The organism is Pseudomonas koreensis (genome assembly GCF_025447595.1).
GTDB classification, from domain to species: Bacteria; Pseudomonadota; Gammaproteobacteria; order Pseudomonadales; family Pseudomonadaceae; genus Aquipseudomonas; species Aquipseudomonas koreensis_H.
On the sequence record NZ_JAOEJU010000006.1, the window covers coordinates 227433 to 250652 of the forward strand.

The 23220-nt window shown below is 59.8% G+C and carries 23 protein-coding genes and 1 pseudogene; 14 read left to right on the forward strand and 10 right to left on the reverse strand.

Annotation, left to right across the window (positions count from 1 at the left end):
* Window positions 1–216 precede the first annotated feature (216 nt).
* Genes N8H71_RS11100 through N8H71_RS11115 form a run of 4 tightly spaced genes read left to right on the forward strand, consistent with a single transcriptional unit; the run spans window position 217 to window position 4203 of the window.
* Window positions 217–1143, forward strand: coding sequence for a DUF72 domain-containing protein (locus N8H71_RS11100; RefSeq protein WP_262194021.1), 927 nt, complete (start codon window positions 217–219; stop codon window positions 1141–1143).
* The gene (locus N8H71_RS11105) at window positions 1140–1937 is read left to right on the forward strand and encodes an endonuclease/exonuclease/phosphatase family protein (RefSeq protein ID WP_262194022.1); all 798 of its coding nucleotides are present in this window, start codon (window positions 1140–1142) and stop codon (window positions 1935–1937) included. The genes N8H71_RS11100 and N8H71_RS11105 overlap by 4 nt, the downstream gene beginning before the upstream one ends.
* Entirely contained in the window at window positions 1934–3220 is a 1287-nt protein-coding gene (clsB, locus tag N8H71_RS11110) for a cardiolipin synthase ClsB (RefSeq protein WP_262194023.1), read from the forward strand. The genes N8H71_RS11105 and clsB overlap by 4 nt, the downstream gene beginning before the upstream one ends.
* Entirely contained in the window at window positions 3217–4203 is a 987-nt protein-coding gene (locus N8H71_RS11115) for a lysylphosphatidylglycerol synthase domain-containing protein (RefSeq protein ID WP_262194024.1), read from the forward strand. Before clsB ends, N8H71_RS11115 begins: the two co-directional genes overlap by 4 nt.
* Window positions 4204–4315: 112 nt before the next feature.
* Here the strand turns inward: N8H71_RS11115 and N8H71_RS11120 are convergent, their stop codons facing one another.
* The 3 genes from N8H71_RS11120 to N8H71_RS11130 all read right to left on the reverse strand — a co-directional run bounded on the left by N8H71_RS11120 (window position 4316) and on the right by N8H71_RS11130 (window position 7344).
* Window positions 4316–5074, reverse strand: coding sequence for an alpha/beta hydrolase family protein (locus tag N8H71_RS11120; protein WP_192562568.1), 759 nt, complete (start codon window positions 5072–5074; stop codon window positions 4316–4318).
* The gene (locus N8H71_RS11125) at window positions 5064–6170 is read right to left on the reverse strand and encodes a DUF3182 family protein (RefSeq protein ID WP_262194025.1); all 1107 of its coding nucleotides are present in this window, start codon (window positions 6168–6170) and stop codon (window positions 5064–5066) included. The genes N8H71_RS11120 and N8H71_RS11125 overlap by 11 nt, the downstream gene beginning before the upstream one ends.
* A gap of 178 nt (window positions 6171–6348) precedes the next feature.
* Window positions 6349–7344 (reverse strand): GlxA family transcriptional regulator, encoded by a 996-nt coding sequence (locus tag N8H71_RS11130; RefSeq protein ID WP_262194026.1) that lies wholly within the window; start codon window positions 7342–7344, stop codon window positions 6349–6351.
* Window positions 7345–7445: 101 nt separating this feature from the next.
* On the opposite strand from N8H71_RS11130, the gene N8H71_RS11135 reads away from it, so the two are divergent.
* The 7 genes from N8H71_RS11135 to N8H71_RS11165 all read left to right on the forward strand — a co-directional run bounded on the left by N8H71_RS11135 (window position 7446) and on the right by N8H71_RS11165 (window position 12609).
* Complete coding sequence (locus N8H71_RS11135; protein ID WP_085688048.1) at window positions 7446–8000, forward strand: cysteine hydrolase family protein; 555 nt, start codon at window positions 7446–7448, stop codon at window positions 7998–8000.
* Window positions 8001–8153: 153 nt separating this feature from the next.
* Window positions 8154–8822, forward strand: a complete 669-nt coding sequence (locus N8H71_RS11140) for a YjfI family protein (RefSeq protein ID WP_179693535.1) — start codon at window positions 8154–8156, stop codon at window positions 8820–8822.
* 17 nt (window positions 8823–8839) lie between these two features.
* Window positions 8840–9538, forward strand: a complete 699-nt coding sequence (locus N8H71_RS11145; protein WP_262194027.1) for a PspA/IM30 family protein — start codon at window positions 8840–8842, stop codon at window positions 9536–9538.
* Between the two features lie 123 nt (window positions 9539–9661).
* Window positions 9662–10312, forward strand: coding sequence for a YjfK family protein (locus N8H71_RS11150; protein WP_262194028.1), 651 nt, complete (start codon window positions 9662–9664; stop codon window positions 10310–10312).
* 13 nt (window positions 10313–10325) lie between these two features.
* Window positions 10326–10751 (forward strand): DUF350 domain-containing protein, encoded by a 426-nt coding sequence (locus tag N8H71_RS11155; protein WP_007955627.1) that lies wholly within the window; start codon window positions 10326–10328, stop codon window positions 10749–10751.
* A 17-nt stretch (window positions 10752–10768) separates the two neighbouring features.
* Window positions 10769–11449: a DUF1190 domain-containing protein gene (locus N8H71_RS11160; protein WP_262194029.1), complete on the forward strand. Its 681-nt coding sequence runs from the start codon at window positions 10769–10771 to the stop codon at window positions 11447–11449.
* 2 nt (window positions 11450–11451) lie between these two features.
* Window positions 11452–12609 (forward strand): glutathionylspermidine synthase family protein, encoded by a 1158-nt coding sequence (locus N8H71_RS11165; protein ID WP_262194030.1) that lies wholly within the window; start codon window positions 11452–11454, stop codon window positions 12607–12609.
* Window positions 12610–12642: 33 nt separating this feature from the next.
* Here N8H71_RS11165 and N8H71_RS11170 read toward each other — a convergent pair whose 3' ends face one another.
* The gene (locus tag N8H71_RS11170) at window positions 12643–13080 is read right to left on the reverse strand and encodes a hypothetical protein (protein WP_262194031.1); all 438 of its coding nucleotides are present in this window, start codon (window positions 13078–13080) and stop codon (window positions 12643–12645) included.
* Window positions 13081–13252: 172 nt separating this feature from the next.
* On the opposite strand from N8H71_RS11170, the gene N8H71_RS11175 reads away from it, so the two are divergent.
* Window positions 13253–14263 carry a hypothetical protein gene (locus N8H71_RS11175; RefSeq protein WP_262194032.1) on the forward strand — a complete coding sequence of 337 codons (1011 nt, stop codon included), beginning with the start codon at window positions 13253–13255 and terminating at the stop codon, window positions 14261–14263.
* On the opposite strand, the gene N8H71_RS11180 is transcribed toward N8H71_RS11175, so the two are convergent.
* The gene (locus N8H71_RS11180) at window positions 14260–14619 is read right to left on the reverse strand and encodes a hypothetical protein (RefSeq protein WP_262194033.1); all 360 of its coding nucleotides are present in this window, start codon (window positions 14617–14619) and stop codon (window positions 14260–14262) included. The genes N8H71_RS11175 and N8H71_RS11180 overlap by 4 nt on opposite strands.
* A 221-nt stretch (window positions 14620–14840) precedes the next feature.
* Between N8H71_RS11180 and N8H71_RS11185 the strand changes: the two are divergent.
* A pseudogene (locus tag N8H71_RS11185) lies at window positions 14841–15370 on the forward strand (transposase); the annotation flags it as partial.
* A 297-nt stretch (window positions 15371–15667) separates the two neighbouring features.
* Here the strand turns inward: N8H71_RS11185 and N8H71_RS11190 are convergent.
* Window positions 15668–16186: a single-stranded DNA-binding protein gene (locus N8H71_RS11190; RefSeq protein WP_003228709.1), complete on the reverse strand. Its 519-nt coding sequence runs from the start codon at window positions 16184–16186 to the stop codon at window positions 15668–15670.
* A 9-nt stretch (window positions 16187–16195) separates the two neighbouring features.
* The gene (locus N8H71_RS11195; RefSeq protein ID WP_262194034.1) at window positions 16196–17593 is read right to left on the reverse strand and encodes an MFS transporter; all 1398 of its coding nucleotides are present in this window, start codon (window positions 17591–17593) and stop codon (window positions 16196–16198) included.
* Between the two features lie 191 nt (window positions 17594–17784).
* Between N8H71_RS11195 and uvrA the strand changes: the two genes are divergently transcribed.
* Entirely contained in the window at window positions 17785–20619 is a 2835-nt protein-coding gene (uvrA, locus tag N8H71_RS11200) for an excinuclease ABC subunit UvrA (RefSeq protein ID WP_207984104.1), read from the forward strand.
* Between the two features lie 65 nt (window positions 20620–20684).
* Here uvrA and bfr read toward each other — a convergent pair whose 3' ends face one another.
* From bfr to rplQ, 3 genes are all read right to left on the reverse strand, one after another.
* Window positions 20685–21152, reverse strand: a complete 468-nt coding sequence (gene bfr, locus N8H71_RS11205) for a bacterioferritin (protein ID WP_007955633.1) — start codon at window positions 21150–21152, stop codon at window positions 20685–20687.
* A gap of 149 nt (window positions 21153–21301) precedes the next feature.
* Window positions 21302–22756 (reverse strand): catalase, encoded by a 1455-nt coding sequence (locus N8H71_RS11210; RefSeq protein WP_007955634.1) that lies wholly within the window; start codon window positions 22754–22756, stop codon window positions 21302–21304.
* 238 nt (window positions 22757–22994) lie between these two features.
* Window positions 22995–23220, reverse strand: a 226-nt coding sequence (rplQ, locus tag N8H71_RS11215) for a 50S ribosomal protein L17 (protein WP_262194035.1), incomplete at its 5' end; no start/stop codon positions are given.

The window sequence follows — 23220 nt, forward strand, 5'->3', positions numbered from 1 at the left end:
CCGCAAGATGCCCCTGTGGGAGCGAGCCTGTTCGCGATTGCGGCAGCACATTCAAAATTGATGTGCCTGATACTCCGCTATCGCGAGCAGGCTCGCTCCCACATTTCTATGGCGCTGCCGCACAAATACCGTCCGTAATCCCGTCGAAACTTTCCCGAACCGCCCGCAGTCATCCACAGACAGAGGCCGTATGGGGACTTTCGACGGGAGGGCGGCATGGCAACGATTCATATCGGTATTTCAGGCTGGCGTTACGCCCCGTGGCGCGGGGACTTTTACCCGAAGGGGCTGGCGCAGAAACGCGAATTGCAGTTCGCCTCACGGGCGGTCAACAGCATCGAAATCAACGGATCGTTCTACGCCCTGCAACGGCCGGAACGCTACGCCCAGTGGTACGCCGAGACGCCGGATGACTTCGTGTTCAGCATCAAGGCGCCCCGCTTCATCACCCACATCCGCCGCCTGCGTGATATCGAAAAACCCCTGGCCAACTTCTTCGCCTCCGGGGTGCTGGAACTGAAGGAAAAATTCGGCCCGGTCCTCTGGCAATTCCCGCCCAACTTCACGTTCGACCCCGAGCGTTTCGAAGCCTTTCTCGACCAGTTGCCCCACGACACCCAGGCCGCCGCCGAGCTCGCCCGCCAACACGACTCACACCTGCACGGCCACGCGAGCATGAAGGCCTACGGCAAAAAACCGCTGCGCCATGCCGTGGAAATCCGCAACGACAGTTTCATCGACCCCGACTTCGTGCGCTTGCTCAAACGCTACAACACCGCGCTGGTGATCGCCGACACCGCCGGGAAATGGCCGTACCGCGAAGACCTCACCAGCGATTTCGTCTACCTGCGCCTGCACGGTGCCGAAGAGCTTTACGCCAGCGGCTATACCCGTGCCGCGCTGCAACGCTGGGCCGAACGGATCGACGCCTGGCACCATGGCCGGCAACCGGGCGACGCCCATTTGATCGCACCGCGCCTGAAGCCTCGGCCCCGTAAATCCCGCGAGGTTTTCTGCTACTTCGACAACGACATCAAGGTCCGCGCGCCGTTCGATGCCCGCAGCCTGTTGCAGCGATTCGAACTGGATAAAACCCTCGAAACCGCGCCCGGCGAACCGGCCGCCGAAGGGGTACTCGCATGAGCATTCCCGAGCCGGTCGGTTTCACCGACGAGCAGGCGGCGGTCACCACCACGGAGCGCCGCTTTACCGTGCTGACGGTCAACACCCATAAGGGTTTCACCGCACTGAACCGGCGTTTCATCCTGCCGGAATTGCGCGAAGCGGTGCGCAGCGTTTCTGCCGACGTGGTGTTTCTTCAGGAAGTCCACGGCACCCACGAACATCATCCCAAACGCTACAACAACTGGCCGACGATGCCGCAGTACGAGTTCCTCGCCGACAGCCTCTGGCCGCAGTTCGCCTACGGGCGCAATGCGGTGTACCCGGACGGCGATCACGGCAATGCGTTGCTGTCGAAATTCCAGATCCTGCGCCACGACAATCTCGATGTGTCGATCAGCGGCCACGAAAACCGGGGCCTTTTGCACTGCGTGCTGCGTCTGCCGGAAGACGACCGTGAAGTGCACGCGATCTGCGTCCATCTGGGCCTGCACGAAAGCCATCGCAACGATCAATTGGGCTTGCTGCGAGAACGCCTCTCTGAGCTAACCGCCGATGCGCCGGTGATCGTCGCCGGCGATTTCAACGACTGGCGCCAGCGCGCCGATGCCTTGCTTGAACCCTGTGGCCTGCGTGAAGTGTTTGCGACGCATCACGGCAAACCGGCGCGCAGTTTTCCCGCGCGCATGCCGCTGCTGCGCCTGGACAGGATCTACGTGCGCAACCTCAAGGCCAGCCAGCCCAAAGTGCTGGCGAACCGTCCCTGGTCACACCTTTCCGACCACGCGCCGCTGTCGGTGGAGATAGAACTATGAGCAGTGCACCGTTGGAGAAATCCGCCGTGGAGCCGGTCAGCATCACCCCGCCCGTGCGCGAGCCGGGCACCGTCGATGTCGAGTATCGCTGGCAGGGCAACAACCGGCTCGAACTGCTGGAAAACGGCGAGGAATATTTTCCCCGGGTGTTCGAAGCGATGCGCGCGGCGAAAAGCGAAATCCTGCTAGAGACCTTCATCGTCTTCGAAGACAAGGTCGGCAAGGAATTGCAGGAGATCCTGATCGATGCCGCCCGGCGTGGCGTACGCACTACCGTCAGCCTCGATGGCTTCGGTTGCGGCGAATTGAGCACCGGTTATCTGACCGCGTTGAGCGATGCCGGCGTGCATTTGCAGATCTTCGATCCGGCCCCCAAACGCTTGGGCATTCGCACCAACTGGTTCCGCCGTTTGCACCGCAAGATCGTGGTGGTCGACGGGTTGATTGCGTTCATCGGCGGGATCAATTTTTCCGGCGATCACCTGGCCGATTTCGGCCCCGAAGCGAAGCAGGATTATTCGGTGGAAGTTCAGGGCCCGGCGGTGGCCGACATCCATCATTTCGCGCTGCTGCAAAGCGGCCGACCGGGACGCGCACGGTTCTGGTGGCAACGCCGTCGACAACGGCGCGCCGAGATGGCATTCGATGATCATGACGGTCAGGTGCGCCTGGTGTTCCGCGACAACGACCGGCACAACACCGATATCGAAGACGTTTATTTGCAGGTGCTGCGCCGCGCCCAACGACGGGTGGTGATCGCCAACGCCTACTTCTTTCCCGGCTATCGCCTGCTGCGCGAGATCCGCAATGCGGCCCGGCGCGGGGTCGAGGTGCGGCTGATTCTGCAGGGGCAGCCGGACATGCTGGTGGCCAAACTCGCCGCGCGCATGACCTACGACTACCTGCTCAAGGCCGGGGTGCAGATTCACGAATATTGCGAGCGGCCACTGCACGGCAAAGTGGCGCTGGTGGACGAGGAATGGAGCACCGCCGGCTCAAGCAATCTTGATCCGCTGAGCCTGTCGCTGAACCTGGAAGCCAACGTGCTGATTCGAGACCGCGCCTTCAATCGTCACCTGTTCGAACGCCTCGAAGACCTCAGCCACAACCACTGCAAGGCGATGGACGCCGCGAAGTCGCCGCGTGGGCGAATCTGGCACATGACCGTGGGCTTTCTGGTGTTTCACTTCCTGCGGCATTTCCCGGCCATGGCCGGTTGGCTGCCGGCGCACAAACCACGGCTCAAACCCTTCACCCACGCCGCCGGGAGCGACCCGTCATGAGCCATTCCGAAGCCCACGCGGCGGTGCATCCGGCACCGGCGGGCAAGTCCCGCTGGAGCCGCTGGAAACGTCCTCTGACCCTGCTGTTTTTTCTTGCGCTGATCGTTTTGCTGACGATGTTCGCCAGCCGCATCGAATGGGCCGAGGTGCTGCAGACCCTCGCCGACTTCAAGGTGCGCACACTGATCATCGCCTCCAGCCTGACCTTGTTGAGTTTTCTGGTGTACGCCAGTTTCGACCTGATCGGCCGCACTTACATCCGTCAGGATCTGATTTGGAAACAGATCCTGCCGGTGGGTGTCATCAGCTATGCGTTCAACCTTAACCTCAGCGCATGGGTCGGCGGGATCGCCATGCGCTATCGCCTGTATTCGCGGCTCGGGGTGAGCAAAAGCAACATCGCCAAGATCCTCGGCCTGAGTCTGGCGACCAACTGGTTCGGCTACATGACCATCGCCGGCGTGGTGTTCAGCAGCGGGTTGGTGCGCATGCCGCCGGGCTGGAAAGTCAGCAGCGATGCGTTGCAGGGCATTGGTGTGTTGCTGCTGTTGGTGAGTGCCGGTTATCTGGTTGCCTGCCAGTTTTCCCGACGTCGCGAGTGGTCGATTCGCGGGGTGGAAATCAACCTGCCGTCGCTGCGCATGGCGGTCCTGCAATTGCTGCTCGGGGCGCTGAACTGGTCGCTGATGGCGGCGGTGATTTTCACCTTGCTGCCGAGCAAGCTCGACTATCCGCTGGTGCTCGGGGTGCTGCTGATCAGCGCGATTGCCGGGGTCATCACTCACATTCCCGCCGGGCTCGGTGTGCTGGAAGCGGTGTTCGTGGCGCTGCTGCAACACGAGGCTTCGCGCGGCAGTCTGGTGGCGGGGTTGCTGGCGTATCGGGCGATTTATTTCCTGCTGCCGCTGCTGATCACCGTGCTGATGTACCTGGTGGTGGAAGCCAAGGCCAAGGCGTTGCGGATCGAGAAGAAGCCCAAGTGATCAATCTCACCTGACAGGGCGTCTTCGCGAGCAAGCTCGCTCCCACAGGAGTACGAATTCCATTGGTGGGAGCGAGCTTGCTCGCGAAAGCGCCGGCAAGGCCGAAGCACACTCATGTGGACTGAATGATGCTCAACCGCTCGCCCACCACCATTTCGGTGATCCAGTCGACCAGGATCGAGGTGTAGGCCTGCTGCGAGGTCGGGTCGCTCAGGGCATGGTCGGCGCCATCGATGATGCGGTGAGTCAGCGAGTGGGTCTGCTGGCACGCGGCGCGGTAACTCATGATCGTCGCGTGGGGCACGTAGTCATCGGTTTCCGACTGCACCAGCAGCACGTCCCCGGTGAATTGCGAGCAGGCGTGCAGTGCGCGGTTGCTGTCGGCGCGCACCAGCGTGCCGCGATAATCGCGCAGGTCAGCCTTGTCCAGATCGCGCTTGGGGGTGTGCCATTGCTCGTCGCGGTACAGCGCCGGCACCCGCAGCGCCAGCCAGCGCACCGGGCGTAGCGAGGTGAGGATCGAGGCGAGATAACCGCCATAACTGGTGCCCACAACCGCAATGGCCGAGGTGTCCAGCGCCGGATGGGCGAGCAGCCGGTCGTAGGCCGCCAGCAAGTCGCGCAGGTTGTCTTCGCGGGTGACCCGGCTCAGCGGAATGCCTGTGCCGCCGGTGTGCCCGCGCAGATCGAACGTCAGGCACACGCAGCCCAGGCCGGCGATGCCCTTGGCCCGTTCCAGGTCCCGCTCCTGACTGCCGCCCCAGCCGTGCACGAACAACACGCCAGGGACTTTCGATTTGGGACTGAGAAATGTCCCGCTCATCTGTTCATCATCAATGTCGATTTGAATGCTTTCGCTTCTAGCCGTCATAGGATTTGACCGTTACGTATTTGAGGAGAAAGTCGCTGTTCTCGGCCGGCCCGCGATACACCTCGATGGCATCCGCCGGCAGGGCCTGATCGGTATAGGTTTCCACCGACGAGACGCGGATCGCGCGCATCGAGGGATCGTTGACGAAGCTTTGCAGCGCCGCCACTTCCGCGCTGCTGGCACCTCCCATGCGCCAGGATTGTTCGAGCACGCCACTGCGCGGCCGGCCTTCGCTGTCCAGACCCTGGGCGATGTCGTAATTGCGCCGCGAGGCATAGAAACGCGGATAGGCTTCGTCCGCCGCCCGGTCGAACACTTGCGCCTGCTGAATGGCCAGACACGCGTCGTCGGGCAGATTCAGTGCCAGCAGATCCTCGTAACCGCCCTGCACCACCAGCAGGTTCGAACCGCCGTACACCTCTTCGCCGTGGGCGTCTTTGGTCAAGTATTGATCACCGCAGTAGCTCAACACTTTGTCGCTGATGAACGACTGGCCGACGCTGTGGGTGATTACCTGACTCAAGTCCTGCTCCAGCACCACGCCATCGCTGAACAATTCTTCAGCCTCGGGTCGGGCGAGAATTTCGTCGAACGCATCCAGGCTCCTGATCACTTCCTGCCCCCGTCCGGCACTGGCGTGGATCGGCTTGATCCGGATCGGTCCGGTGTACAAAAGATGTTCGGCGGCGGGCCGAGCATCCTCCAGCGCAAAGACGCTGAGCCCGTCCAGCACGACGGTGCGCACCCGCTCGGAAAACAGCGGCGACCAGCCTTGCGGCGCATGAGCCTGATGGCTGCGCAAACCGTGGCTGATGGCTTTGGTGCAGATGAAATCGTGCTCGACGAAACCGCCCCACAGATCATCCGGGCCACTCACACCCAGTTCGCGTGCGGCCGCGCCGACGAGGGTCTGGGTCGGCAGCAGATAAATATCCCGGCCACGATGTTTGTCGGGGTCGTAACTGCCGCCGAACTTGAGGCCGAGGATTTGCGCCAGCCATCGCGCGAGGGCCTTGTTGGTCTGCACTTCATGTTGTGGTGCGCCGGGCCGGACCGAATGGGCGACGACCACTTTCCTGCGGGATGTCGGGGTCATGCGTCCCCCTTCCAACGGCGGGTTGAATGTAGGTCAGAGGGTGCAGAGATCAGGCCAACCGGGGTTTGCCTGAAACACATAGAAAATCAGCCACTTGAAAATCCCGTGCTGGCACCGCGCCTGTTTCAATCTGCACGACTGCGCTGTGGGCTCCGGCATTTTGCACGACGGGTTGGTCTTACTTCGTCACGGCCGGCGGCGGACTGACGCCGAATCGCGTGCGGTATTCACTCGGCGCCAGCCCTGTGATCTTCTTGAACGTCGCGCGAAAAGCTCCCGGATCCTGATAGCCCACCGTCCACGCGATGTGGTCGATGGTGCCGTTGGTGAACTCGAGCATTTCCCGGGCCTTGCCGACCCGCAGGTGTTGGCAGTATTCGGTGGGTTTCAGGCCGGTCGCCGCGCGGAAACGGCGCAGGAAAGTGCGTTCCTCGAGGCCCGCGCGTTCGGCCATCGCCGTCAGCGAGACATCGGTCGCACCATTGCCTTGAAGCCAGTGCTGAACCTTGAGGATCGCCCCGTCGCCATGATTGAGGATCGGCGCAAAATTGCTTCCGCACTCGCTGGCGCTGTCGCTGTGCTCCACCACCAGAAACCGGGCAGTACTGCTGGCGATGCTCGGTCCGAGCAAGCGATCCACCAGCCGCAAGCCAAGCTCGGACCAGGCCATCAGCCCCGCCGTGGTAATCAGGTCACCATCGTCGACAATCGGCGTGTCTGCCTTGAGCCTGATTTTCGGGTAGCACTCGGCGAAGGCCTTGGCCGACGTCCAGTGCGTGGTCGCGCTTCGACCGTCGAGCAAGCCGCTTTCGGCCAGCAGCCACGAGCCGACACAGACCCCGCCGAGTGTCGCGCCCCGCGCATGTTGCTCACGTAACCAGGGGATCAGACCGGCCGGCATCTGTGCAGCGGAAAAACCGGCGATGGACGGTGGGATCAGTACCGCCAGCAAACCGTTTTCGGTACCGGGCAGGCTGTCGTAAACGCGCACGGGTGGCTGATCACCGTCGACCTGCCAATGACTGATCCGCAGCAGCGGCAGCTGTGCCGCCTGATGTTCGGCAGCGATCCGGTTGGCCACCCCGAACAGATCGGTCAGGCCATGTACCGCCGCCATTTGCGCACCGGGATAGATCAGCACGCCAAGCTCCGCGACGATCCTTTCAGCAGCCATTGTCAGTTTTCCCCTGTGTAATGTCGGTGCGGCCAATCCTCGAAACAGTGGTCAGCACCAATACTGAGTCCACACCCAACCCACACTTCGAGGACACACCCATGGCCAAGCAAGCGCTCATCGTAGTCGATATCCAGAACGACTACTTCCCCCAAGGCAAGTGGCCGCTGGTCGGTGCCGACGCTGCCGCGGACAACGCCGCCCGGCTGATCGCGGCATTCCGCGAGGCCGGTGATTCGGTGGTGCACATCCGCCACGAATTCACCTCGCCCGAAGCACCGTTTTTCACCCCGGGCTCCGAAGGCGCGAAACTGCATCCGAAAGTGCTCAACCGCGCCGACGAGCCGGTGGTGCTCAAGCATTTCGTCAATTCATTCCGCGAAACCGAGTTGCAATCGATCCTCGACGAACAAGGCATCAAAGAGTTGGTAGTAGTGGGCAGCATGAGCCACATGTGCGTCGACGGCATCACCCGTGCGGCGGCAGATCTGGGCTACACAGTCACGGTGATCCACGACGCCTGCGCCAGCCGGGATCTGGAATTCAACGGCCTGACCGTGCCTGCTGCCCACGTGCACGCGGCGTTCATGTCTGCGCTGGGTTTTGCCTACGCCAGCGTGGTCTCCACCGACGAGTTCCTCGCCGCCAGCCGCTGAGCCCTGCTCGGAAACAGCCGGAAATACCTACGCCCGCCTCGTTGCGGGCGTTTTTTTGCTTGTCATAAAAATCTCACGCGTGAGCCATTGATGGCACTTTGAATTGGTTGTAGTGTTGCTCACGCGTGAGATGTTCATAACGGAGTCATCGCCATGAAAAGCCGCTCCCCCGCCACCAAGTCAGAGAGCCCAAAGGGAGTGCGCTCGACACCGTCCGCGAAAAAACCGTCGAGCTTCTACATGAAGCAGATGCGCGCGGGCCTGGCTGCCGCCGGTTATGTGAAACACGAAACTTGGGTGCTTCCGGAAAACCGAAGCTTGCTCAAGCAAATGGAGCAACAGCTACGCCAACCGATTCTGGCTGGCTCTTTCATGTCGGAGAATTACATGAGCGCAGGTAACAACTGGAACATCGATAGCCTCTACAACGCCTTCAAGGCGCTGGACGAGGTGGCTTCGCAAGAGATCACGCTGTCTCTGATCCAGAGCTCCGAACCCAGCCTCAAGCTGGAAATGAACGAATTCGGCGGCCTGCCGATTCACATCGCAATCGCCGGCCAACAGATCATCGTCGACACCGTGCTGGTGGACATCGATTCGATCACTGACGTACGCGCCTTCAACGACGCCGTGCTGCGCAGCCGGGAAATGTTTCCGCTGTCATCGATCGGTATCGAGACCATGCCCAACGGCCAGACCGTCTACAACATGTTCGGTGCACTGAGTGCAGATTCGAGCCTGACCAACGTGGTCACCGAGGTGAAAACCCTGGTCGACAACGTGCAGCGCGCCAGCGAAGCCTTCGAACACTTCTTCAAGTAATCAACAGGGAAAATCCAATGACTCAGTCCATCTGGAGCAAGTTGTTCACCGCTTTGCGCGGTGGCGCCAACGAAGTCGGCGAAGCGATCGTCGACCAACAGGCTCTGCGCATCCTCGACCAGGAAATCCGTGACGCCGACAGCGCGCTGTCCAACGCCCGTCGCGAACTGGTCACCATCATGGCCAAGCATAAACTGTCCGCCGACCGCGTCAGCGAGTATGACGCCAAGATCAAGGATCTGGAAGCCAAGGCTGTCTCCGCCCTGAACGCGGGCCGTGAAGATCTGGCAATGGAAGTGGCCGAAGCGATTTCGACCCTGACCAACGACCTGACCACCGAGAAAGCCCAGAGCGACGAGTTCGGCACTTACGCCGACAACATGCGCAAGGACATCAACAAGGCCGAAGCGCGGATCAAGAGCCTGCGCCAGCAAGTGGACATGGCCAAGGCCCGTGAAAGCGTGCAGAAGGCTCAGGTCAGCGCCTCGATCGCCAGCGGTGGTGCCAATGGCAAACTGGAAACCGCCGTCGGCACCCTGAACCGCCTGCAGGAGAAGCAAAAGCAACGCGCCGCCGAGCTGAACGCCCAGGACGAACTGGCCGATGCCACGACCGGCAACGACCTGGATCGCAAGCTGCGCGAAGCCGGCATCACGCCGAACGAGGGCAGCGCCAACGCAATCCTCGAACGACTGAAGCAGAAGTCTGCCCAGTAAGGGCAGCCAGAGAAAAGAAGGGCACCGGGTGCCCTTCTTTTTTGCCTGCTCGTTTGTCACGAGGCCGGTACACTAGCGGCGTTTTGCCAACGAATACCTCCACCCGCTTCAAGGAATGTACCCATGGGATGGTTCAAAGATTTGCTCGGTACCAGCAACTGGCAGTCGGCCGCGCCGACGTCCCAGGCTGCCGGCGGCCCGCTCGGACTGGCGCAGGGCAAGGCGATCCGCTTCGACACGACCCTCGGCCTGTTGCTCGACGGCAGCACCTCGGTACGGGTTCCCGACGCCCAGGCCATCTGGAGCGCCGGCTGGATCGACCTCGGTCAGTCGAACAAACTGCATCGCTACTACCTGAACGATGAAGAATTCTGGGTACAGATCCATGTCACGGGCGATGACCAGATCGAATCGGTGACACTGTTCAACTACCTCAGTTACGTAACGGTCAACAGTGACGCCGAACTGCAGCGCCTGGCCGGCCCGAACAGCCTGATCGGCCTGCCGACCTATCGCCACGAAGGTGTCGAATACACCCGTGAATGGGGCACCGAACGCGGCCAGACTGAACTGGTGCCGCTCACCGAACAGGTGATCAACCCGGACGAGTCCTACACCATCAACCATCATTCGATGCTCTACGCCCGCGAGACCGGCCTGACCGATCGCCGCGAGCTCTTGCTGTTCTCCGTCGAACAAGACGAAGAAGGCACCGTCAGCCTGAGCACCTCGCTGGGCATCTCGCTGTACACCACCGATTTGAGCACCATCTAAAAGGAAGTTTTCCATGCTGGAAGCGTTGTCCATTTCCCTGAACAAAGCCGCACTGGTCGGTTTCGTTGCCTACCTGATCGGCGCCGTGCTGCTGTTCATGCTGTTTCAGTTCGTCTACACCCGCGTTACGCCGCACAAGGAATTCGAGCTGATCCGTTCCGGCAACGTCGCCGCCGCCATCGCGCTGTCCGGCGCGATCATCGGCTTCGCAATTCCGGCGAGCAACGTGATCGCTCATTCGATCAACGTCCTCGACTTCGTGCTCTGGGCAGTGATCGCGGCCGTGGTGCAATTGCTGGCCTTCCTGGCGACCGGGCTGGTGCTCAAGGGCACGTCCCAGCGCATCGCCAACGGTGAAATCGCCGCGGGCATCTATGTGGCGGCGGTGGCGATCAGCGTCGGCATGCTCAACGCCGCGTGCATGACCCCGTCCTACTGATCGGCAGGAAGCCTGAGATGAAACGAAGCAAGTACGTTCAACTGTCGCTGGCCGCTTCAGTGGCCCTGGCGATTTCCGGTGAAGTGGCGGCCCAGAGCTTCCAGAGTGTGGAGCAATGCGTCGACGCCGACGTGGCGGCGGATGTCTGTTCGGACGCCTACGTCGCCGCCCTGACCGAGCACCGGCGCATTTCCCCGGCCTACGACGACAAGGCTGCATGCGACGCGGACTTTGCCGCAGACTGGTGTCAGAAAAATTCCGCTGGCCGTTTCGTGCCGAAACTTGGTGGTTTCAAGGTGCCGCAGGACGGCGAGCCTGCGCAGAACCTCGATGCGATCGCCAATGCCCAGATGCCGGCCGGTGACGCCGCAGCCGTACAGAGCAATCATACGAGCACTTCGCACTCGTCCAGCGGTGCGGGCAACGGCTGGCTCACGGGATGGCTGATCGGCAATGCCATGAGCAACAACCGCGCGAGCGACTCACGGCCGGTTTATCGTGAGCGCAATACCCGCCAGACCTACGACACCTCGACGCTTAACCGTCGAATCGAGTCGGCGCCGAGCCGCAGCCAGCGGGATTACGACAGCGATTACCGCAAACCGGTCAACGTGGCCTCGTCCACCTCCCGTGGCGGCTTCGGCAGCCAGTCCAGTGCACGCAGCGGTTGGGGCGGCTGGGGCCGTTCGAGCAGCTGACCATGAAGAAGATCCACTGCGCCGAGCGCCACGACTGGAAACAGACTGCCGAAAGCCTCGGCTTTCTGTTTCACACCATCGACGACGAGCCGTACTGGGACGAGCGCGCCTACTACCAGTTCACGCTGGCGCAGATCGAAAACGATCTGGAGGATCCGACCACCGAACTGCACGAGATGTGCATGGACCTGGTCGACCGCGTCGTACACAGCGAAGAACTGCTGGATCGTCTGAGCATCCCGGCGCCGTACTACGACATGATCCGAACGTCCTGGCTGGAAGGTCATCCACATCTGTACGGGCGCATGGACTTCTCCTACAGCGGCAACGGCCCGGCGAAGCTTCTCGAACTCAACTACGACACGCCGACCAGCCTTTATGAGGCGGCGGCGTTTCAGTGGGGCTGGCTGGAGCAATGCATCGAGCGCGGGATGCTGCCGCGCCATGCCGACCAGTTCAACAGCATCGACACCCGCCTGCACGAAGCCTTTGCTCAACTGAAACTGAAGCGGCCGTTTTACTTCGCCTCGATGAAAGACTCGGTGGAAGACAAAGGCACCACGGATTATCTGCGGCTGATTGCAGAGAAGGTCGGCATCGAGTCGCGGCACATCGATATCGAAGACATCGGCCTGAGCGCCGACGGGCGTTTCGTGGATCTCGAAGATCGCTGGATTCCGCACCTGTTCAAACTGCACGCCTGGGAGTTCATCTTCCACGAGCCGTTCGGTGCAGCAATTGCCGAGTGCGACACCCAGTTTTTCGAGCCGGCGTGGAAGTCGATTCTTTCCAACAAGGGTGCCCTGCCGTTACTTTGGGAATTGCACAAGGGTCACCCGAATCTGCTCGCCGCGCACCTCGATCCGAATCCCGGCAGCGCGGTGCCCAAAGGCTGGGTACGCAAACCGTACTTCTCCCGGGAAGGCGCCAACATCGAGCTGCAGACCGCCGAAGGTCTGATCGTCAAAGAGGATGGGCCCTACACCGACGCGCCCTTCATCCTGCAGGAATTTGCCCCTTTGCCGAAGTTCGACGACAGCTACACGTTGATCGGTTCGTGGGTAATCGGCGATCAGGCGGCGGGGATTGGCGTGCGCGAAGACAACAGCCTGATCACCAAGGATTCGAGCCGGTTTCTGCCGCACCTGATTCTTGACTGAAAAACCTGCTCGCATGAAAAAGGCCCGTCGTGTTCAGCGACGGGCCTTTTTTGTCTGGAGCGGATACAACAGCGAATCAGAACGGCTCTGTATGGCAGCCGGCTCCACGTGCTGAACACCAATCGTCGCCACAGCAGTGAGGATCACGATCAGATGCTCGATGCAGGTAAAGCGGCCGCCTTTTAAAGCCCATGGAAATTCAACATCGACCGCATCAAGAAGGGGGATGTTGTGTTCCTGTACGAAAACGGCAAGGGCGTCGTCGCTCATGGCTACGGCACTGAGGTGCCCCCGCAGCGCTACCACAACGGTGACGAAAACGAATGCCACTACCAGCGTTTGAAAGATTTCCAGCCCCTTCCGAAACCGATCTCGGCTGATGAAATCAAGAAGATCGTGGGTAAAAATGTAGTGTTTCTGCGCACAATGTCTGCCCTGCCTGAAGGCCAGAACTTGTTGGATCTGATCCACGCAAAAAGCTGACACCAAACCTGCTTTCCCCAATCGGCCCTGCGAGCGCAGCGGCCCTTTTTTTGTGCTGTCGTTTCACACTGGGTGGTCAAGGTACTCTGGCGCACAGGTCTGCGATATCAGTAGGCCAGCAAGTATAATCCGCGATTTTACACGCCCTTGGAGCAAAAGAATGGAACTCACTTATAAAAGCGGATCACTTGAAGCCGGGATGGAGGAGATTATCCGGCAAGTCCAAACGCTGCAGAACAAGGTAAATGGTAACGACGTTATCCGACTGCAGAAGGAGGAGATTACCAACCTCTTCCAGATTGTTCACGAGCGCGTTTTGCCGATCTATGCGGGCAAGCGGTTGCTGATGCATGAGGGGCGACCTGCGCGATGTTTTGACACCGAATTACAACGCCTGTGGGGCCTGGCGTTAGCGGAATTCATTAATCATTTCCGACCTCGATTTCCATCATTTCTGAATCAAATCATGGCAGCTCAGGCCGATGGGGGTGAAGCTCAGCTACAGAGCTTCATGAAAATGGTGCTAGAACGCATCACCATCCCCTTGCTAAACGGCTACGAAGAACCAGGTGACGATCTGTTCCTGCTGATCTTGGATTCTGTGGTGCATCTGGAAGGCAAGAACCTGTCGGATCACATAGCTGAGACCCTTGAAACTCCACAGCAAACCCAGGCATCAGTCTATGCCATCTGCGGCCTACTCATTCAGGCCGAAAAAGCTAAGGAGGCCGGGAAAACTGACATCGCGTACACCTGCCTGATTGACGCGAATTTTTTGCTTGGGATGCGCAAGTCGTCTGACTTTATCATGCAGCGGTTTGACGCAATCGCTGATACCAGAAAGGCCAAGGCCCATGCTCGGAAAAAGCACGCGAATGCAACCCAGGTGAATTTAGGCAAAAAAAAGGTCGCCGAACTGTACTACAGCCTGCGTGGCACTGGGCCGCTTTCGACGCTCAAGCCTTGGAAGAGTGCCAATTACGCAACAGACCAGATCATGGAAGTCATTCAGGCGGATACCAGTATCACCATCTCGGAGATAACGGCCCGCAAAATCTGCAGGGAAATGATGAGGCAGGAAGAGAAGGATCGGAAGCGTCAGGGGGTTTTCGTCACGGCAAACTTTCGTCTGCCGGACGGTTCGACCCTAACGGTTAACCCCGAGGACTAGTCGTCGTCGGAGTAGCTGGAGCCTGGGTCGGAGATGATCAAGCACCAGTTCTCGGTCTCCGCCGTCCCGACCAGGCGGTAAGCGTCGTACTGGTCGGGACCCAGATAGGTGCGGTAGCCACGATTGCTCAACGCGTTGACGGCCCTGGTGTTTGCTTCCATCCCGCCTGGCTTCCGGGTGTAGGCGCACACTACCGCGTACGCGTTATCCACGATCTGCTGGTTGTGGCTCTCCAGCGAGTAGTACACGCTGTCGCTGTTGATTGCGTCGCCTTCGTTGTCCCCATACGGGCGCGAAATGCCTTCGAGTTGCTGGAGGGCAAAGCAGGCGTCATCAAGAGTGGGTGGTGGATACATTTTGGATCTCCATCGTTGTTGAGGTGAGGCCATCATGCCCATCTGTTTCACCCGTATCGATCCATCTGCTAGCAGAGGTACCACTTTGTGAGGAGAGCAGCGGAAATGGTTTCGCTATACTTTTCCACCCAGGCGCGTTAGAGAGGATAGCTGTGTATGTAGTGGTCTAATGAAACCGGACACCCATTTAGGCGAAAATGCTCGCCAGATAGAGGTGTCTGATGACCAAGCAACGTCGTTCCTTTTCCGCTGAATTCAAACGCGAGGCAGCAGCTCTCGTGCTCGATCAAGGCTACAGCCATATCGAGGCCTGCCGATCACTCGGGGTGGTCGAGTCCGCGTTGCGTCGCTGGGTAAACCAACTCCAGCAGGAGCGCAGCGGTGATACTCCCCAAACAAAAGCGCTGACGCCTGAGCAGCAGAAGATCCAGGAGTTGGAAGCTCGGATCGCTCGTCTTGAGCGGGAGAAATCCATTTTAAAAAAGGTTACCGCGCTCTTGATGTCGGAAGAGCACGAGCGCACGCGCTGATTGATCAACTGAGCGCCCAAGAGCCGGTTGATTGGCTTTGCGTGATCTTTGATATCACTCGTTCGTGTTACTAAGCCCACCGCCTCAGTCGTCGAACTCCGGACGTTGAGCGACTTCGGTTACGCAGTCGAGTCAATGAGCTGTTCACGCAGAGTCGTAGCGCCGCCGGAAGCCGCAGTATCGTGTCGATGATGCAGGACGATGGCGAGCAAACCGGACGCGAATTTGGTGATCAAGGCGTTGGACATGGCTTACGAGCAGCGTGGCCGGCCTCAAGGACTGTTGTTTCAGGCGGGACCAGGCTCAGGCCGAGAAAAAACTTAACGTCGTGTCCGGGATTAGTTGACCGCTACAAGCGTCTTTACCGCGTAGGGGTCGAGGGCCATTTGTTTACACTTTCGAAAGGTAAACGCTGAACAAATGTAGCCCTTCCTACGCAAAAAACTGTAACCAATAAAAAAGCGAGGCCAAATCAATGGCTTCGCTTCTAATGTTTAAGGTTCTGAAAAAGCTGCGAATCAGAACGGAATGTCGTCATCGAAGCTGTCGAAATCCGGAGCCGGTTGCGGCGCGGCCTGCTGTGGAGCCGGGGCCGAACGCTGCTGGGGTGCCGACTGCTGCGGACGCGGAGCCTGTTGGCGTGGCGCCTGCTGCTGATAGTTGTTGCCACCGCCTTGTTGGTCGCCCTGTTGTGGACGGCCGCCGAGCAGTTGCATGGTGCCTTGCATGTCGACCACGATTTCGGTGGTGTAACGCTTGATACCGTCTTTTTCCCACTCACGAGTCTGCAGCTTGCCTTCGATGTACACCTGCGAACCCTTGCGCAGGTATTCGCCAGCGATCTCGGCAACCTTGCCGAACATCGATACGCGGTGCCACTCGGTCTTCTCGACCTTCTGACCGGTCTGCTTGTCGGTCCACTGCTCGCTGGTCGCCAGACTCAGGTTGGTCACGGCGTTACCGTTGGGCAGGTAGCGTACTTCGGGATCCTGGCCGCAAGTACCGACCAGAATGACTTTGTTAACCCCACGGGCCATAACGTTCTCCTAGGCTTCGCACGCAGTCTGCGCCGGGTTGTTCACCAGGCGTTCGAGAGTGGTGCGATCCATTAATTCGGTGTCCAGTTTGATGTAGATCGCCGCTTCATCAGCGACTATCACTGCATCAGTTACCCCTACGAGGGCCTTGAGACGCTCGACCAGACCCGCTTCGCGGATCGCTTCGGGCGACAGCGGCAGGCGCAGGCTCGTCACGTAGGGAGGTTCGCGCATGGTAACAGCAAAGGCCAGCCAAAGTGCAGCCAGCCCGGCACATCCGAGGAACACAACCGACAGACCGCCATGCTGGAACATCCAGCCGCCGAGAATCCCGCCGAGTGCCGAACCGAGGAACTGACTGGTGGAGTACACGCCCATGGCCGTGCCCTTGCCACCTGCCGGTGAAACCTTGCTGATCAGCGACGGCAGCGAAGCTTCCAGCAGATTGAACGCAGTGAAGAACACCACCGTCCCGACCACCAGAGCCCGCAGGCTGTCACCGAACTGCCAGAAGAATAGCTCAGTGAGCATCAGCGTCATGACGGCGCCGAGCAAAACTCGTTTCATTTTGCGTTTCTTCTCGCCGTAGATAATGAACGGGATCATGGCGAAGAAAGAAATCAGCAGCGCGGTGAGGTAGACCCACCAGTGCTGTTCCTTGGGCAGACCGGCCTTTTCGACCAGCGCCAGCGGCAGTGCAACGAAGCTCGACATCAACATCGCATGTAACACAAAAATGCCCAGGTCCAGCCGCAGCAGGTCCGGGTGCTTGAGCGTCGGCATCAATGCCTGGCGCGCCACGCCGGACTCGCGGTGGCTCAACGGCCCGGTGGATTTCGGCACCATGAACATCACGATCACGATTCCGACCAGCGCCATCCCGCCGGTGGCGAGGAACAGGCCGGACAAGCCGAATGCACGGGTCAGCAGCGGGCCGACCACCATCGCCACGGCGAATGACAGGCCGATGGTCATGCCGATCATGGCCATGGCTTTGGTGCGGTGCTGTTCGCGGGTCAGATCGGAAAGCAAAGCCATGACCGCCGCAGAAATAGCGCCGGCACCCTGCAGGATCCGCCCGGCAATCACGCCCCAGATCGAATCGGCCTGGGCCGCCAGCACGCTGCCAAGGGCAAAGACGATCAGCCCCAGGTAAATCACCGGGCGGCGGCCAATGCGGTCGGAAATGATCCCGAATGGAATCTGGAAAATCGCCTGGGTCAGGCCGTAAGCGCCGATCGCCAGCCCGATCAGGGCCGGGGTCGCTCCCGCCAGATCCATGCCGTAGGTCGCCAATACCGGCAACACCATGAACATGCCAAGCATACGGAAGGCGAACACCAGGGCCAGACCGCTCGCCGCGCGGGTCTCGCTGCCACTCATGCGTTCGCTGTGGGGATCGTGCATGGAAAAACCTCGTGTGAACCGGCGGCGATTCTACCAGTCCCATCGAGAGACGGGGTATATCGCGACGCTTTGACGCGTACAGATGAAACTCTCTTCATGTAAGGCAAAAGACCCTTCACTTGATAGTGTGCATCCATCCAGTATTTGGCCGTATACTCCTGTGTTTTCGACGCCCGCCGAGCGAGGCCATTTTGGACAAGATCCTGATTCGTGGGGCCCGCACCCACAACCTGAAGAACATCGACCTGACCCTGCCACGGGACAAACTGATCGTCATCACCGGCCTGTCCGGATCCGGCAAGTCGTCTCTGGCCTTCGACACGCTGTACGCCGAAGGTCAGCGCCGCTATGTCGAATCCCTGTCGGCCTATGCCCGGCAGTTCCTGTCGATGATGGAAAAACCCGACGTCGACACCATCGAAGGCCTGTCGCCGGCGATCTCCATCGAACAGAAGTCGACCTCGCACAACCCGCGCTCCACGGTCGGCACCATCACCGAAATCTACGACTACCTGCGTCTGCTTTATGCACGCGTCGGTACACCGCGCTGCCCGGATCACGACATTCCGCTGGAAGCGCAGACCGTCAGCCAGATGGTCGATCTGGTGCTGGCCCAGCCAGAAGGCAGCAAGCTGATGCTGCTCGCCCCGGTCATCCGCGAGCGCAAAGGCGAACATCTTTCAGTATTCGAAGAACTGCGCGCTCAGGGCTTTGTCCGTGCCCGGGTCAACGGCCGGCTCTGCGAGCTGGACGAACTGCCGAAACTGGATAAACAGAAGAAGCACACGATTGAAGTCGTGGTCGACCGCTTCAAGGTTCGCGCCGACCTGCAGCAGCGTCTGGCGGAATCCTTCGAAACCGCGCTGAAGCTGGCGGATGGCATCGCGCTGGTGGCGCCAATGGACGACGAGCCAGGCGAAGAGATGATCTTCTCCGCGCGCTTCGCCTGCCCGATCTGCGGCCATGCGATCAGCGAGCTGGAACCCAAGCTGTTTTCCTTCAACAACCCCGCCGGCGCCTGCCCGACCTGCGACGGTCTGGGGGTGAAACAGTTCTTCGACATCAAGCGACTGGTCAACGGTGAACTTACGCTGGCCGAGGGCGCGATTCGTGGCTGGGACCGGCGCAACGTCTATTACTTCCAGATGCTCGGCTCACTGGCCGCGCACTACGGTTTCAGCCTGGAGCAGCCGTTCAACGAGCTGCCGGCCGACCAGCAGAAATACATCCTGCACGGCAGCGGTTCGCAGAACGTCGATTTCAAATACCTCAATGACCGGGGCGACATCGTCAAGCGCTCGCACCCGTTCGAAGGCATCGTGCCGAACCTCGAGCGTCGCTACCGGGAAACCGAATCGGCGAGTGTGCGTGAAGAACTGGCGAAGTTCCTCAGCACCCAGTCCTGCCCGGATTGCCGTGGCACCCGCCTGCGTCGCGAAGCGCGGCACGTGTGGGTCGGCGAGAAAACCCTGCCGGCAGTGACCAACCTGCCGATCGGCGATGCCTGCGATTACTTCGGCGCGCTGAAGATGACCGGGCGCCGTGGTGAGATCGCTGACAAGATTCTCAAGGAAATCCGCGAGCGTCTGCAGTTCCTGGTCAACGTGGGACTGGATTACCTGTCGCTGGACCGCAGCGCCGATACGCTGTCCGGCGGTGAAGCGCAGCGGATTCGTCTGGCCAGCCAGATCGGCGCGGGCCTCGTGGGAGTTCTGTACATCCTTGACGAGCCGTCCATCGGCCTGCACCAGCGCGACAACGATCGCCTGCTCGGCACCCTCAAGCATCTGCGCGACATCGGCAATACGGTGATCGTGGTCGAGCATGATGAAGACGCGATCCGTCTCGCTGATTACGTAGTGGATATCGGCCCGGGCGCCGGGGTTCATGGCGGGCAGATCGTCGCCGAAGGCACGCCGGACGAAGTCATGGCCCACCCGGACTCGCTGACCGGCAAATACCTGTCGGGCCGGGTCAAGATCGAAGTGCCGGCCAAGCGCACGCCGCGCAACAAGAAGCAGGTGCTGGCGCTCAAGGGCGCGCGGGGCAACAACCTGCGTAACGTTGACCTGGAAATCCCGATCGGCCTGCTGACCTGTGTGACCGGCGTTTCCGGCTCCGGTAAATCGACGCTGATCAACAACACGCTGTTCCCGCTGAGCGCCACGGCACTCAATGGCGCGACCACCCTGGAAGCCGCAGCCCACGACAGCATCAAGGGCCTGGAACATCTGGACAAGGTTGTCGACATCGACCAGAGCCCGATCGGCCGTACACCACGCTCCAACCCGGCGACCTATACCGGGCTGTTCACGCCGATCCGCGAACTGTTTGCCGGGGTTCCCGAGTCCCGCTCCCGTGGTTATGGCCCGGGGCGTTTCTCGTTCAACGTGAAGGGTGGTCGTTGCGAAGCTTGCCAGGGCGACGGTCTGATCAAGGTGGAAATGCACTTCCTGCCTGACATCTACGTCCCGTGCGACGTGTGCAAGAGCAAACGCTACAACCGCGAAACCCTGGAGATCAAATACAAGGGCAAGAGCATCCACGAAACCCTCGAGATGACCATCGAGGAAGCGCGGGAGTTCTTCGACGCGGTGCCGGCGCTGGCGCGCAAGCTGCAAACGCTGATGGATGTGGGCCTGTCGTACATCAAGCTTGGGCAATCCGCCACGACGCTGTCTGGTGGTGAGGCCCAGCGGGTCAAGCTGTCCCGCGAGCTGTCCAAGCGCGATACCGGCAAGACCCTGTATATCCTCGATGAGCCGACCACCGGTCTGCACTTCGCGGACATTCAGCAACTGCTCGATGTACTGCATCGCCTGCGCGACCACGGCAACACCGTGGTGGTGATCGAGCACAACCTCGACGTGATCAAGACGGCCGACTGGCTGGTGGATCTCGGTCCCGAGGGTGGTTCGAAAGGTGGGCAGATCATCGCCACCGGTACACCGGAGGAAGTGGCCGAGATGAAGCAGTCTCACACAGGGCATTACCTAAAGCCGCTGCTGATCCGCGACCGGGCCTGATCGCCGGGCATGAAAAAGCCCCTGTCACTTCATCAGTGACAGGGGCTTTTTTGTATCGGTTGCAATCAGGACGCGTGGGACTGCAGGTAGTTCTGGATACCGATCAGCTTGATCAGGCCCAACTGCTTTTCAAGCCAGTAGGTGTGATCTTCTTCGGTGTCATGCAACTGAAGCTTGAGGATATCGCGGCTTACATAGTCGCCATTCTTTTCACACAGCTCGATGCCTTTGCACAGTGCAGCACGAACCTTGTACTCAAGGCGCAGATCCGCTTCGAGCATGGTCTCTACTGTGGTCCCAACATCTAGGTCATCCGGGCGCATGCGCGGAGTACCTTCGAGCATCAGAATCCGGCGCATCAACGCATCGGCGTGACCGGCCTCTTCTTCCATCTCGTGGTTGATTCGTTCGTAGAGCTTGGTGAATCCCCAGTCCTCATACATCCGCGAGTGAACGAAATATTGGTCACGCGCGGCCAGTTCGCCGGTCAGCAACGTGTTGAGGTAATCGATAACGTCTGGGTGGCCTTGCATCGCCCTACATCTCCCTGCTTGAAAGTCTGTAGTTTGAACCAACCTGACTGGAAGGTCACCCACTTCGCGCAATAAAAGCGAAGATATTCCGAGAAAAGCAGCCTAAATAACGCAAAAACCGCCCGAATGAGGGCGGTTCTGCTTCTCGTTTAGACTTCGTTAAGCTGTACGTTGAGCAGCTTTGCGATTGCTTCTCCGTACGCCGGATCAGCCTTGTGGAAATGCTGCAACTGACGGTCGACGACATCACTCGACACACCCGCCATCGCACCGGCGATGTTGCTGACCAGCAACGCTTTCTGTTCATCGCTCATCAAGCGGAACAGCGCACCGGCGTGGCTGTAGTAGTCAGTGTCTTCACGGTGATCGTAGCGATCAGCCGCGCCGCTGAGAGCCAGTGCAGGCTCGGCATAGTGCGGCGCTTGTTTCGGCGACTCTACGTAGCTGTTCGGCTCGTAGTTCGGCGCTGCGCCACCGTTACTGCCGAATGCCATCGAACCGTCGCGCTGGTAAGTATTCACCGGGCTGCGCGGGGCGTTCACGGGCAGTTGCTGGTGGTTGGTGCCTACGCGGTAGCGGTGGGCATCGGCGTATGCGAAGACACGACCTTGCAGCATGCGATCCGGTGAGAGACCTACGCCAGGCACCATGTTGCTTGGACCGAATGCGGCTTGCTCGACTTCGGCAAAGTAGTTGAGCGGATTACGGTTCAGTTCCAGTTCACCCACTTCAATCAGTGGAAACTCCTTCTGCGACCAGGTTTTGGTCACGTCGAACGGGTTCTCGTAATGAGCGGCAGCCTGGGCCTCGGTCATGATCTGGATGCACACGCTCCATTTCGGGAAGTCACCACGCTCGATGGCTTCGAACAGATCGCGCTGGGCGTAATCGGGATCTGTGCCCGCCAAACGTGCCGCGTCTGCTGGCGCAAGGTTCTTGATCCCTTGCTTGGTCTTGTAGTGCCACTTCACCCAGTGACGCTCGCCTTGAGCGCTGATCAGGCTGTAGGTGTGGCTGCCGAAGCCGTGCATGTGGCGATAGCCGTCCGGAATACCGCGATCGGAGAACAGGATCGTGACCTGGTGCAGCGCTTCAGGCGAATGCGACCAGAAGTCCCACATCATCTGCGCGCTTTTCAGGTTGCTTTGCGGCAGGCGTTTCTGGGTGTGGATAAAGTCGGGAAACTTGAGCGGATCGCGAATGAAGAATACCGGCGTGTTGTTGCCGACGATGTCCCAGTTGCCTTCTTCAGTGTAGAACTTGAGGGCGAAGCCACGTGGATCGCGCTCGGTGTCGGCCGAGCCACGCTCGCCACCGACAGTGGAGAAACGCAGGAAGGTCGGCGTCTGTTTGCCGACGGCAGAGAACAGCTTGGCGCTGGTGTACTGCGTAATGTCGCGAGTGACCGTGAAAGTACCGTATGCGCCCGAACCTTTGGCGTGTACACGACGCTCAGGAATGTTTTCCCGGTTGAAGTGAGCAAGCTTCTCGATCAGATGAAAATCATCGAGGAGCAAGGGACCACGAGGGCCGGCGGAGCGAGAGTTCTGGTTATCAGCGACAGGTGCGCCACTGGCGGTCGTAAGTGTCTTGTTCTGGCTCATGCGATCTTCTTCCTCTATCGGTCTTGAACTGCCGGCTAATCGGCTTGTTGGGGAGTATCGATCATCAATATGACAGCCACAAATTCATTGACTCATAGCCATCAATAGAAAAAAACTAACGACAAATCCCCATACATAGTGCAGAACCAATCAGGGTAGAAGCTTGTACGAACAGCGCATTTCTTACAGGCACAAAAAACCGGGCACTAGGCCCGGTTCTTTGTTTCAGACTGACGTCTTACTCAGCGGATACAGCTTCACCGCCAACAGCACGATCAACCAGTTCGACGTACGCCATAGGCGCGTTGTCGCCAGCGCGGAAACCGCACTTGAGGATGCGCAGGTAGCCACCCTCACGGGTAGCGTAACGCTTGCCCAGGTCGTTGAAGAGCTTACCAACGATAGCTTTCGAACGAGTACGGTCGAAAGCCAGACGACGGTTAGCAACGCTGTCTGTCTTGGCC